Consider the following 13,144-nt stretch of genomic DNA (forward strand, 5'->3'; position numbering starts at 1 on the left):
GCTTCTTCTTTTATGAATGTACAGCCTGGTTGCGCAGGACGTCTTTTTTCACCTTGCCGAGGTTGTTTTTCGGCAGTTCGTTAACGAATTCAACTTCAGGTATTTTGTAAGCGGACAGGCGCTCTTTACAAAATGCGATAACATCCTCTTCCGTTATGCGCTGGCCGCCATTTTTCACGATAAAAGCTTTCGGTTTTTCACCGTAAAGCGGGTCTGGTATTCCGACCACCGCCGTTTCAAGGATTCCCGGGATCTGCTGGATAACTTCTTCAACCTGATCAGGATAGACGTTATCACCTCCGTAAATAATGACATCCTTGTAGCGTCCAGTGATGAAAATAAAGCCATCTTCATCCACATAGCCTGAATCTCCGGTTCTGAACCATCCGTTTTGCAGCACTTTCGCTGTTGCTTCAGGGTTGTCTTCATAGCCTTTAAATAAGAATGGAGTATGAACAACGATTTCGCCGATTTCTCCTTGGGGGAGTTCTTCTCCCGTCAGAGGATCTTCCACTTTGACTTTAACGCCTTCCACAGGTTTCCCCGCAGATGCCGCTTTATCCATTCCCATATCAGGCATCCATGTGCTGATTCCCCAAGCCTCAGTACTTCCATAGCCATGCGCGAGCGGAATGCCGATATCAAGATAGCGGCGGATTAGGCTGCTCGGCACTTTCGTTCCGCCTGTCATTAAAATAACAAGCGAAGATAAGTCAGTTTGGTGCGTTTCCCACGCTTCAAGCAAATACGTGTAAAACACAGGAAGAGCCATCACGGTCTGAATTTTCTCCTCTTCAATGACCTTCAGCATGTGAACAGGATCCTGATCCTTTGTGAACACAAAGGTTGTTCCTGCAAACGTTCCAAGCATGATGCAAATGAGCGCACTCGTATGATAAATCGGATGGCACGCGAGAAAACGAAGGCCCTTCATCCGTGTTACTGAGCTGTTGGATTTTTTGACGTATCTGTATATGCCGCCATGTGTGATCATGCATCTTTTCGGGTTTCCCGTTGTGCCAGACGTAAACATGAGAAGTGCTGTATCATCTGGGGAAACCATTTCCGTTTCCGGCAATTGATCAGGACCGGCAAACAGCGCTTCAAATTCAGCAGATGTTTCGTAAGCTGTTCCTGTCTCCATTGTTAAACACAGTGAGGACAATTCAGGAAGAATTTCCTCCAGCGTCTCTTTAAACTCCGCTCCGTAAAACATCGCTTTCGGTTCACTTGCTTTTAAAATGCCTGTCATTTCATATGGTTTCAGCTGCCAGCTGACAGGTACAACAACAGCACCTATTTCAAGCGCGGCGAACATAACAGTTGATGCGGGATGGCCGTTTTTGCAAAGCAATGCAACACGGTCGCCCTTTTGAATTCCTTTTTGCAGCATGGCATTCGCCAGCTGATTAATCCGTTTACGGTAACCTTTATATGTCAGTGTATGGTCTCCGCTTTTTACAGCCTCTATTTCTTCGCTATCCGGCATGTCATGCAGAATCAGATGCTGTAATGTTTCCATATCGTCATCTCCTATATTCTCTTGAATCTTCAATAATTTGTTAGATTTTCTTCCTTACCTCACCCATTTTAACCCAAAAAAGATAACTTGTAAAACTATTTCATTTTGGAATTATTCCAATACTGAATGATAAAATAGTCCCACATTTTCTTATTTTGTTCCCCGTCCACAGAAAAACACACACCAATTTTTTGACGTGTGCCATGAAGGATTACAGTATGTTTTTTTCTTTCATCCAAGTGAAAAATATGCGGTTTAACCGCTGATACAATTCTTGTTCTCCTTCTTCCTGAAACCCCGCCATGCTTTCTCCGCTCTCGATAATTGCCGAGCTGATCGCGCTTAAAATTTCCGAGCCTTCAGCAGATAATGAACCAGGCGCCATCATGACGAGGATGCGTGTCATGATGAGGGTATTTCCGTCCATGCCATCCACTTCATAGGAGGCGCTGAGATCAAACATTTTGAAAAAAGGCAGGACGATTTCATCATTTTTGAGATGATAAAGCGCCATGTTTGTTCCTGGGATGCCCAATCCCCCTTGTTTCTCCCGCTCAGCCAGGCAAACCGCGGCTTTTTTTGGATCACGGATCAAGCCATCCTTTTTCAGCTGCTGAAAAAGCTCTAATAGAAGCATGCTATGATCCGGGTTTGTTTTGAGTTGAGTTAGTGAAAAATGGCGCAAAACATCTTGAATAACCTCCATATACCGACCTATGCTTTCCGCCGCTTCCAGCATATCAGGTGCATCAGCTTGCTGCGTTTCTTCCTTGGGGCTTCTTTTTTTGTTAAGAATAAGGGGAATTTTCCGCTTGATATACTGCTTGACCTGGTTTGCGTCTTCCTCATTTAATAGCGGGCTGACCATGATGTAATCAATGTTTTCATAAGGAATCGGAACAGTGGATACAATCATATCATACGCTTGAACATCCTTCCCCTTTAGCTCGATCAGGGATGACATATCAAACGATTCAATTTCCGGCAGTTCTTTCTTCAGCCTTGAGGCAAGCATTTTCGAAGAGCCGATCCCGCTTGAGCAGACGACAAGCGCTTTCACTTTTGCTTCTTCTTTTTTGATTTCAAGAGCCGAGCCAAAGTGAAGAACGATAAAAGCAATTTCATCATCAGAAAAGGACATGCCCGGAAAATATTTTTCGACGCCTTCTTCGATGGCCATGTAAAGCAGAAAATAATCGCGCTTGATCTGTTCCTTCATCGGATTGTATATCTCAATATTTTCTTTTATGCGGCTGACGGCCGGCTCCAAATGGGCGATCAAGCCTTCATATAAAGAGTAGTTTTTCGTGAGATCCATTCGGATTTTATCTGAAATAAAGGCAATGAGCCGCTTTGTTTGCAGGGCTGTTTCCAGCTCAATTTCCTGCGCTTTGTATTCTGTTTTGTATTTTCGATTGGCGCTTCGAAGGTGGATTGTAATATAGCCGACCTCCGCCTCCGGTATCGTCACGCCGAAGGCTCGTTCAAGCTCGCCTGCGATTTCAAGAGCCGAGCTGTATTCTCTCGCATTCTTCATCTCCTCAAGCTCATTTTGCTCCATGGTGATGGTTTCCCCAAGCTTAATCCGTTCGATCGCATACGTCAGATGGACAACGAGCGCTATATAGGAGCTGTCGGACAATGAAAAAGCGATTTTTTCCTTCAGCTGAAATAAGATGCGCTCCATTTTTAGCAGCTCACCTTTGCTGACAACACCGAACATTTTCTCTGAAGAATCAGGTTTTCCTTTGATGTTTAATTCAACCGCTTCCAAAAACATTTGGATGTCAAGGCGGTTCACAATCAAGTTGCCGACAATTTTCCGTTTCGCATTCTCCGGCCCTATGAGCTGGATGCCAAAACCTCTTTTGCGGATCAGTGTCAATCCGAAGGGAGAAATCCATTTCTCCAGCTCGTCTAAGTCATAGCTTACCGTGGCATTTGTCACCTGAAGATCATGAGCAAGCGTGTACAGTTTGACGGGCTCCTGAGACTCTAATAGCGAACAAAGAATGAGCAGTTTCCTTTCGTCCGCGCTGTATTCATGCTGTTCATATGATAAATCGGTGAGCAGCTTTTGTTTATCCTCGGGACTTCCCACTGCTTTCAACCCTTTGCCGGGCTGTTTATCAAGCGTAAGCCCGACGGTTTCCATCAGCGGCTTAATTGATTTGAGCTCCCTGTGAATGGTTCTCGTGCTGACCTCCATCAGCTCAGCAAGCTCAGTTACGGTTATATATCTATTTTGTAATAACAAGTGCTTTAACAGCTTTTGTTCTCTGGCAGTCATATACATAAAAAAAGACCTCCTAGACAATCTTGATGTGCGGATGAAGTCGCAAGGAGATGCAGTAGAGGATATAGAGAGGTTTCCTTTTAATATAAAACGCTTTCAAATAAGAATCAATCACTTATAAATGGTAATTTGGCACTAAGCGGTGTGACAACATTGAAAAAGCACCAGCTGGTAAGCTGATGCTTTTTATGGAATATCGTAACCCTGTACGGCTGTAAAAATACGAAACCATTGATCTTGGTCAAGCTTGTATGACATCGCGTTTATCGCGGCGGTAATCCGCTCGCGCTTTCCGCTTCCGACAATCGGCATGATGTTTGCCGGATGCGTATACAGCCATGCGTACATGACCTCGTCCAAAGAAGCGGCGCCGATCTCTGCTTGAACGGATTCAAGCGCCGTGCGGACACGCCGGTCTTTTTCCGTGTCACCAGTGAAAACTTTGCCGCCTGCCAGAGGCGACCAAGCCATGGGCGGTATCCGTTTTTCCTGACAGAGGTTCAAAGTGCCGTCGCGCACATTTTCTAATTCATATGCGGAAAGCTCAATCTGGTTGGTCACGAGCTTCTCAGGCAAATACGATTCCAGCATCCGATACTGGTGATCTTTAAAATTTGAAACACCAAAGTACCTGACCTTGCCAGAGCATTTCAGCGCTTGAAACGCCTCTGCTACCCCCTCCGGATCCATGAGCGGGTCCGGTCTGTGAATCAACAGCACATCGATATAATCCGTCCTAAGGTTCATAAGTGATTGCTCAACGGATGCCAAAATATGCGATTTGCTTGTGTTATAATGATGCGATCTGTGAGCTGGCCGTTCAGGCGATTCAAGAACAATGCCGCATTTTGTGACCAGCTCTATGTTTTCTCTTAATCCGGGCGAAAGGGCGAGGGCGTTTCCAAACAGCTTTTCGCACGTATAGCCCCCATAAATATCCGCATGATCAAAGGTCGTGATGCCGTGATCGATACACCATTCAATGAGACTCAGCAGTTCAGCATCTGAATAGTTCCATTCATTCAGCCGCCAAAGGCCGTGTACGACTCTTGAAAATTGAAGATCCTCCGCCAATTGAATACGTTGCATGCAAAATCCCTCTTTTCCTTGTATAAACCGGGTTTTGCCCCTTACTAGTTCATTCGGCCTCAGATCCCCTTTTTCCTTTCGCCCCTTTTAAAAAGACATTTTAATTCGATTGAAATTGCTTTTTCGCTTTCTCAACGACGTAGTGGCTGCCGCCGCGGTCCTGCACATTTTGGATCATCATGGCGACAAGCAGGTCTTTGTTTTTGTAATCGTAGCCGACAAACCAGCCATTTTCCGCGCCATCCTTATCATCTTTGGATGTTTTCAGCTCGGCTGTTCCTGTTTTTCCGGCCACTGTGATTCCTTTCACGACAGGCTGATAGGCTGATCCGCGCTCATCCTCGACAACGCCCTTCAGACCTTTTGTAATGTCTGCCGCTCCTTCCTTCGTGACCACTTGCTTGTGCCAAACATCAGCTGTTTGCGAGTCTTTTTTGATCAGCTTCGGTTTGACAAGGTCTCCATTGTCAACAAATGGCGTGTAAGCAGCTGCCAAGTGAAGCGGAGACATTTGCATTTGCCCTTGTCCGTAGCCCGTATCCGCAAGCAAAATGTCTGAATCAAGCTTGTCATTTGCAATAGACGATTTCTGGATCGGGAATTCATACGGAATGTCCTCTGAAAAACCGAATGTCTTCAAGCCTTTTGTGAAGGTGTCCGCTCCCATATCAAGCGCATTCTGGGCAAAATAAATATTGTCTGACGTAATAAGGGCATTTTCCAAATCGACTTGCTGAAGTCTCTCAGACACACGTGTCACTGAATAGCCGCCCCAGCTCGAATCTTTTTGCCACTCCTTACCTTTGATTGTTTTCTTTTCATCGGCTTTAAGGGTGCCGTTTTTGATTCCAATAGCAGCTGCAATCGGTTTAATGGTGGAACCTGGTGCATATGTCTTATTGAATTTCGCTGAAAACGGGTTGTTTTTATCTTTGTTTAGCTTTTTCCATTCCTTATCGCTCCAGCCGAAAATAAACCCGTTCGGATCGTAGGAAGGCGCGCTGACAAGTGCAAGTGTTTCGCCTGTCTTCGGCTGCAGCGCGACTGCCGTCCCGCTGTCATCCTTGAGTTCATCATACAGCTTCGTTTGCGTTTTAATATCAATTGTAAGATGAAGATCCTCGCCGTCCTTTGCTTTCTTTTCAGCGATGACTTCCCCGGTTTGCGGCACGTAAATTTTCCAGCCAGTTGTGCCTCTTAGCTTATCTTCATACACATTTTCAAGTCCGGCGATGCCGATGTTAGACGTATCGCTGTACGTTCCTTCTTTCTTTTTCTTTAGTTCTTCCGCTGTAATGGCGCGGACATACCCTGTCAAATGGGCTGTCTTTTCGCCATACGGATAGTAGCGGGAGCTGACATTCGTTCTTGTTACGCCTTGTAATGACGTCGCTTCAGAAACTAACTTCTCCTGGTCAGGCTTGACCTTTTTGAGCGGCACAAACGAATCGTCTTTTACCCAGCCTTGATCCAGCTTTTTCTTGATGTCGTCTTCAGTCAAATCAAGTTTTTTGGCGAGCTCTTTTATGACTTTCTCTTTTTTATCGCCAAGCTCTCCGGGAACAATCCCGATTTCCGGAACATCTGTATTGACGGCTAAGCCTTTTCCATTTTTATCGTAAATTTGGCCTCGTTTCGGTTCAATGCTCATAATTTGCACGGTTTTGTCGTCAGCCAGCTGCTTGAAAATAAACGATGGGTCCCAATCTATATTCCATGACTCCTCGTCATCTGTTTTTTCTAATTTCAGCACAGCAGTATTCTTGAAGCTGACTTTGCCGGCATTTGTGTTCATGCTGACTTTATACGGGATATGTTTCATTGTCTTGTTGTCTTGATCGTCCTTATCTACTTCTCCCGCAGTGACTTTCAAGTTTTTTACGCCGGCCTGCTCATAGATGGCTTTATACCTGTTGACGAAATCTTTTTTGGAGATTTCTTTTTTGACATCTTTAGTCAGGCTTTGATACATGTCATCGAATTGCTGATCGTTCCACTGTTTCACGAATGCTTCCATGCGATCCTCTGGTGAATCTGTTTTGGAGCATCCGATCAATCCAATCAACCCGACGCATAGAAATACTAGTAGAATACACTTTTTTAACATGACTTTCCCCTGCCTTCCACTTGTTATTTTCTCTTAATTGAATTGGTGCGTGCAAGATTTTTTTGAAAATGAAGGAAAAGTTCACCGATTTTGCAGAAATCTCCTATCGTTTGCTGTAGACTATTTGAAAAGACAGAAAGAAGGGATAGCATGGTCAGAGAGGCAGCAATGCTTCACATTAAAGAAGGGCTTGAACAAGAGTTTGAGGCGGCGTTCCGGCAAGCGGCGCCGATCATTTCCAGCATGAAGGGCTATATCACTCACTCGTTATCAAAATGCATGGAGGAAACGCATAAATATCTGCTTCTTGTGGAGTGGGAAACACTTGAGGACCATACGGAAGGCTTTCGCGGTTCTTCAGAGTATCAAGAGTGGAAAGCCTTGCTTCATCGGTTCTATACCCCGTTCCCGACAGTCGAGCATTTTCAGGATGTGTAATAGATTTATATAATATGAAGTGTAAAACCGATAAGGGAGACAGACCATACAAAAACGGCGGTATAAATATTAAAAGCGCCTGAGCCGTCATTTTCTTTTTTGCGTTCTTCAAGCCCCTGCATAAACATGACTGCACCAAGAAAAACAAGCATAACCGATTGGATAACAGAGGTGTGTTCCGTATATTTAAAAGCAATAAGCGCCAATAAAATAATGATAACCGCAAAGGACATTTTAACAATGCGAAACAAAAGGACCATCCTTCCTTATATACGAAATATTGAACGTTATGGCTATATTTGCCTACGCCCTCCATTATTCTAGCGCACTTTTTGGGGATGTAGAACAGAAGAAAGGGAATTTTAAGTTTCTTTTAATATTTCGATCACACATAAAAAACGCGCCTGTCATGAGGCGCGTTTTCTATGAAACTGACAATTCTTTATAGCCTAACTTGTGAACGGCTTCAGCCATCGCTTGATAGCCTTTGCTGTTCGGATGGACACCGTCAAAGGACAGGTATTCCTGCTCCTTGCCTTTGAAGATGCTGTAGGCATCCGCGATTTTGACATGGGGTGCTGATGCAAGTGTTGCTAAATGTGAATTGAAGGATGTGATCCATTTGCCGGCGATTTCAATGCCGGGAAACGGGTTGTATAAGTTGAACACACGGATGGCGTACGGGGAAGGGTTTTCTCCTTTGATCTCGGCGATCTTGGCAATCATCTTTTCAAAATTCTCATGGCAATGGGCGGATACACGGCTGAAAATTGTTTCATCCTTAGAGGTTTGGTAGGCTAAGACCGAATCGATAAGATCGTTTCCGCAGCCTGTGATCGTTATCATATCAGCATCTCGTATGCATTTTTGCACATAGGAATATGACAGGAGCCCCAAAATCTCCTCTGTATTCAGGCCTGATCTGGCAAATATGGCTATTGCCGTTTTTGTTTTCAAGTCAGCTGACATCATGTCTCCAAAACGATGGACGAAGCCGGGTGAAAACAGCCCGGAGCCTCTCCCTGTCGTCAAGGAATCGCCCAGAGCTGTATATCGAAGCACCATGTTCTTTCCTCCACTCCTGAACGTCGATACGTTAATGTACGCAGCAGAGTAAAGATTGGCTACTTATGTATATCCTATTTTTCTTGAAATTTGTAAAGCGGCGTCCTTCACCTTTTCTGTTAAATAGGGCATCCTGTCTTCTGTAAATCTCGCTTCAAAGCCTGCGATACTAATGCCGGCTGCCACCTGGCGCTTATGGTTAAAGATTGGGGCGCCGATCGCCGCCGTATAGTTTTCGAGCTCTGAATAGCTGACAGTATAGCCATTTTGCACGGAGGCATCAATTTCCTGAAGCAGTTTTTCGGGATCGGTAATCGTTCCGGAGCCAATCGAAATGAGCTCGGTTTGTTTGATGTATGCTTCGATTTCTTCACGGGGAAGAAAGGACAGAATGCTTCTGGCGCACGCTCCCGCATACAGTGGGGAACGCCTGCCGATTGCCGTATACAGCCGCACAGTCTGTGTCCCTTCTATTTTCTCAACGTATATCGCTTCATTGCCGTCCCTCATGATCAACTGCACAGCCTCGTCCACTTCCCGGCACAGCTCTTCCATCACGGGTTTCGCTATTTTTCTGATATCCAGCCTGTCAGCGACAAGCTGTCCGAATTCCAAAAACACCAATCCCAGCGAATAAGCGCCGGACGCATCCCGACTGAGGAACCCCATTTCCTCCAAAGAGCTGACCATCCGGTGAACAGAGGTCTTCGGCATTTCAGTCAGCGACACCAATTCACTTAAGGTTAGGCTTGGTTTATGCAAAAACAAATTGAGCAGCGCCATAGATTTGACTACGGTTTTATTTTTATTCTGCATCATTCATCCCCTTTGCTATGTCAGCCATTCCATCTTCATTCTCGTTTTCAGTTCTTTTATATGCTGTTCCCGTTCTACCGCAAGCGCTTCTGCCTCCTGAAGGGACACAGGCTCAAACTGGACGTGCTCGCCCGGCATGATTTGGGAAACAATCGGAAGATCAGCGGATATGATGTGCGCGATCCTCGGATAGCCGCCAGTCGTCTGCCGGTCTGCAAGCAGGATAATCGGGTTGCCGTCAGGCGGCACCTGAACTGTTCCAAACGAAACCGCTTCTGACACCATCTCAAGCGGGGCTTTCAGTTCGAGCGGCTCTCCTTTGAGCCTGTAGCCCATACGGTCGGATTGCGGCGTGACACGAAATGCTTCTTCATAAAAACGCGTTTTTGATTCTTCTGTGAAAAAGGCGAATTGCTTTCCTTCCAGCACCCGAATGATGGGATTCTTCTTCAGCGGCAGAAATCTGCTGCGGCTGACCGACCACTTCGGTGCTGCAAATCCCTGTTTTTCAAGCTGCGGACTTAAACGGGAAAGGATGGTTTGCGAAAGAGCTGACATCTCTCCAATAGACAGTTCATCTTCTTTTTGAAGCGCTCTGCCATGAAGTCCGCCGATGCCTGCTCTGACGTATGTGCTTTTACTTTCCATGACGGCAGGCACATTGATGCCGCCGGCTGCGGCTACATAAGCACGGCTGCCGAGCTTGCAGGGGCCAAAGCTGACCGTGCTGTTTTCCTTGACGAGCACAGGCTTCCATAAAGGCGCTTCCTCGTCATTAATACGCAGCGTGAAGTCCGCCCCTGTCACCGCAATCAGCGTCGTTTTTGCAAAATGAAACGACGGACCCGGCCCCATCATCGTTATTTCGAGACCTGCTTCATTTTCGCCGTTTCCGATCAGCAAATTGGCAATGCGCAGTGAAACCGTGTCCATGGCGCCGCTGGCCAGAACGCCGTATTTTTGGTAACCCGTTCTGCCTATATCCTGAACCGTTGTGAGCAGTCCGGGCTTTAATACTTTCATGCTCAATTGGACTCCTCCTTATAGGCGTGATAGTCTTCTTCTGAGATGCGAACGAACTTCACAGTATCTCCCGCCCGCAGTAATGTCGGCGGATTTTCCTGCGGCCGGAAAAGCGCCAGCGGCGTTTTGCCGATCAGCTGCCAGCCGCCCGGCGTTGAAATCGGATAAACACCTGTCTGCAATCCCGCAATACCGACCGAACCTGCGGGAATCGACGGTCTTGGCGATGATTTTCGCGGAGCTGCAATGCGTTTTGACATCCCGCCTAGAAAAGGAAAACCGGGCGCGAATCCGAGCATATACACCACATATTCACCGCTTGTATGAATGTCGATCACTTCCTCCGGTGACAGCTGATTGATCTTCGCCACCTCTTCTAAATCAGGACCGAATTCACCGCCATAGCAGACGGGAATTTCCACAATACGGCGGTTGACCTCATAGTCTTCAGCTATTTCTACCAGCCGCTCTTCGACATCGCGCTTGACCTTCTCAAAAGGTGAGCTTATACCCCGAGGCAAATGCTTGTACACTTCATACATATCATAAAATACGGTTAGACTTGTAAAAGCCGGGATACATTCAATGAATCCCGGAAATGGCTGTTCTTCTATATAAGCGGCCGCGGCATGGACAATGCCGTTGACCTGTTCGTTGATTTCTTCTCCGAATCGGATCATCATTGCAGAATCACCGAGCTGTTCGATTTGATATCGTACAGTCATCTTTCTCACCTCTTTTAATTCTCGTTCATCAGGATGACGAGAGGTTACAGCACCGCAAGCGACTCGTCTCGAATATCTGTGATGAGCATATGCCCCGGCGCATGTGTGATGACCATTTCAGGTTTTACATTCATAGCCACGGCTTGCGGTGTCACTCCGCATGCCCAAAAAACAGGAACCTCGCCTTCACGAATGGAAACGGCATCTCCGAAATCCGGTTTGTCCAGATTGCGAATGCCGATTGCTCCCGGATTGCCGATATGGATCGGCCCTCCGTGCACAGCCGGAAAACGCGAGGTCACTTGCGCGGCACGTACAGCCAGCCGTTCAGGAACCGGTCTCATGCTGACAACCATCCGTCCGTGAAACGCCCCCGCCGGAACACAATCGATATTCGTTTGATACATCGGGACATTTGTCCCCTCATCAATATGCCGGACCGCTATCCCATTGTTGATCAGTGCCTGTTCAAAGGAGAAGCTGCATCCGATCAGAAAGCCGACAAAATCGTCCTCCCAGTATGGCGTAATATCAGATACTTCTTCCGTTAAGATACCGTGCCTGTAAATACGGTATTTCGGAAAGTCCGTTCTGATATCAGCATCCGGCGCAGCCAGAGACGGCACAGGCGAACCCGTTTCAGTCACATCGAGCACGGGGCAGGGCTTTTGATTTCGCTGGCAAAACAGCAGGAAATCAAAAGCAAGGTCCTTCTTCAAAACCACAAGATTCGCTTGGGCATAGCCGCCGGACATGCCTGCGGTCGGCCCGTTTATTTTTCCCTCTCGTATCAGGGCGCGTACATCTTTTGGCGCCATTTTGTTTAATTGCTCCACTTATATCAGCTCCACAATTGAGGAAGTTGTGTACATAACGTGTAGATTCCCATAACTGCCATTACAATCACTACAAGCGCGCCTGTGCTTGTCAGCCATAGCGGATGCTTATAATCACCAACAATGTTTTTCTTGTAGGCGGCAACAAGCAGCGTTCCGAGTGCAATCGGCAAAATCAAGCCGTTCAGCGATCCGACAAGGACGAGGATCTTCGCAGGCTGTCCGATTGTGACAAAAGCTAACGTAGAAATCACAATAAATCCGATAATAATGCCGCGTGAATTCTTTTCAATTTTTGGAGAAAAGGTTTTGAAAAACGAAACAGATGTATAAGCTGCTCCAATCACAGATGTAATGGCCGCAGACCACATAATCAATCCGAAAATTTTATAACCGACATTTCCAGCAGCAAGCTTGAAGACTGAAGCCGCAGGGTTGCTTTCATCGATATGCAGGCCTTTTGAAACAACGCCAAGCACCGCAAGGAAAAGAGCGATCCGCATGACAGAGGTAATTAAAATGCCGACAACCGAGCTTTTTGTTACTTGGGGAATGGATTCCTTCCCTTTAATACCCGCATCCAGCAAACGGTGTCCCCCGGCAAATGTGATATATCCGCCGACAGTTCCGCCCACCAGTGTAACAATAGCAAAAATACTGACGTGTTCAGGGGCAAACGTGTTCGCCACAGCGTGTCCGACTGGCGGTGCAGACGTGATTGCGACATACAGCGTTAGGATGATCATGGCAAAGCCCGCGATTTGCGTAAAACGATCCATCGCTTTTCCCGCTTCTTTAATGACAAAAATCAAAATGGCGATAACAGCGCTGATCAATGCGCCTGTTTCCGGTTTAATGCCGAACAGCACCTGAAGCCCCAGCCCGGCACCTCCGATATTCCCAATATTAAAGGCAAGCCCGCCAAGCACGACGAGAATGGCGATGAAATACCCCAGTCCCGGAAGCACCATATTCGCAATTTCCTGACCGCGTTTTCCAGAAACTGCGATGATGCGCCACACATTGGTTTGGGCAAAAATATCTAAAATAATAGAGATTAAGATGACAAAACCGAAGCTTGCCGCGAGTGTGTTTGTGAAAGTTGCAGTTTGAGTGAGGAAACCCGGTCCGATTGCTGAGGTTGCCATTAAAAAGGCGGCGCCCATCAGCAATGACCAGCTGCCCGCTTTTTTTCCTGCTGTTTTTTTCTCCTGCTCCATCTATTGT

12 protein-coding genes are annotated in these 13,144 nt (G+C 46.5%); 1 reads left to right on the plus strand and 11 read right to left on the minus strand.

Going from position 1 to position 13,144, the window contains the following annotated elements; genetic code table 11:
* Positions 1 to 10 precede the first annotated feature (10 nt).
* From QA442_RS20195 to pbpC, 4 genes are all read right to left on the minus strand, one after another.
* Positions 11 to 1,522 carry a class I adenylate-forming enzyme family protein gene (locus QA442_RS20195; protein ID WP_071581027.1) on the minus strand — a complete coding sequence of 504 codons (1,512 nt, stop codon included), beginning with the start codon at positions 1,520 to 1,522 and terminating at the stop codon, positions 11 to 13.
* Between the two features lie 211 nt (positions 1,523 to 1,733).
* Positions 1,734 to 3,818: a mannitol operon transcriptional activator MtlR gene (mtlR, locus tag QA442_RS20200; protein ID WP_071581028.1), complete on the minus strand. Its 2,085-nt coding sequence runs from the start codon at positions 3,816 to 3,818 to the stop codon at positions 1,734 to 1,736.
* Positions 3,819 to 4,004: 186 nt separating this feature from the next.
* Positions 4,005 to 4,907, minus strand: a complete 903-nt coding sequence (locus QA442_RS20205) for an aldo/keto reductase (RefSeq protein ID WP_071581029.1) — start codon at positions 4,905 to 4,907, stop codon at positions 4,005 to 4,007.
* Positions 4,908 to 5,007: 100 nt separating this feature from the next.
* Complete coding sequence (pbpC, locus tag QA442_RS20210) at positions 5,008 to 7,014, minus strand: penicillin-binding protein 3 (protein WP_071581030.1); 2,007 nt, start codon at positions 7,012 to 7,014, stop codon at positions 5,008 to 5,010.
* Between the two features lie 150 nt (positions 7,015 to 7,164).
* Between pbpC and QA442_RS20215 the strand changes: the two genes are divergently transcribed.
* Positions 7,165 to 7,452 (plus strand): antibiotic biosynthesis monooxygenase family protein, encoded by a 288-nt coding sequence (locus QA442_RS20215; protein WP_069839882.1) that lies wholly within the window; start codon positions 7,165 to 7,167, stop codon positions 7,450 to 7,452.
* Between the two features lie 5 nt (positions 7,453 to 7,457).
* Here the strand turns inward: QA442_RS20215 and QA442_RS20220 are convergent, their stop codons facing one another.
* The 7 genes from QA442_RS20220 to QA442_RS20250 all read right to left on the minus strand — a co-directional run bounded on the left by QA442_RS20220 (position 7,458) and on the right by QA442_RS20250 (position 13,137).
* On the minus strand, positions 7,458 to 7,703 hold the full coding sequence (locus QA442_RS20220) for a YczI family protein (RefSeq protein ID WP_014662805.1): 246 nt from the start codon (positions 7,701 to 7,703) through the stop codon (positions 7,458 to 7,460).
* Positions 7,704 to 7,875: 172 nt separating this feature from the next.
* The gene (lipC, locus tag QA442_RS20225) at positions 7,876 to 8,517 is read right to left on the minus strand and encodes a spore germination lipase LipC (protein ID WP_071581031.1); all 642 of its coding nucleotides are present in this window, start codon (positions 8,515 to 8,517) and stop codon (positions 7,876 to 7,878) included.
* 63 nt (positions 8,518 to 8,580) lie between these two features.
* Positions 8,581 to 9,333, minus strand: a complete 753-nt coding sequence (locus QA442_RS20230) for an IclR family transcriptional regulator (RefSeq protein WP_071581032.1) — start codon at positions 9,331 to 9,333, stop codon at positions 8,581 to 8,583.
* Positions 9,334 to 9,348: 15 nt separating this feature from the next.
* Positions 9,349 to 10,356 (minus strand): 5-oxoprolinase subunit PxpC, encoded by a 1,008-nt coding sequence (pxpC, locus tag QA442_RS20235; RefSeq protein ID WP_080488047.1) that lies wholly within the window; start codon positions 10,354 to 10,356, stop codon positions 9,349 to 9,351.
* Positions 10,357 to 10,358: 2 nt separating this feature from the next.
* A complete protein-coding gene (pxpB, locus tag QA442_RS20240; protein ID WP_014662801.1) occupies positions 10,359 to 11,081 on the minus strand; it encodes a 5-oxoprolinase subunit PxpB in 723 nt (240 codons plus the stop codon).
* A 44-nt stretch (positions 11,082 to 11,125) separates the two neighbouring features.
* Complete coding sequence (locus tag QA442_RS20245) at positions 11,126 to 11,899, minus strand: putative hydro-lyase (protein WP_080478305.1); 774 nt, start codon at positions 11,897 to 11,899, stop codon at positions 11,126 to 11,128.
* A 23-nt stretch (positions 11,900 to 11,922) separates the two neighbouring features.
* Positions 11,923 to 13,137 carry an NRAMP family divalent metal transporter gene (locus QA442_RS20250; protein ID WP_095431755.1) on the minus strand — a complete coding sequence of 405 codons (1,215 nt, stop codon included), beginning with the start codon at positions 13,135 to 13,137 and terminating at the stop codon, positions 11,923 to 11,925.
* Positions 13,138 to 13,144 lie beyond the last annotated feature (7 nt).

Source organism: Bacillus stercoris (genome assembly GCF_029772985.1).
GTDB lineage: Bacteria > Bacillota > Bacilli > Bacillales > Bacillaceae > Bacillus > Bacillus stercoris.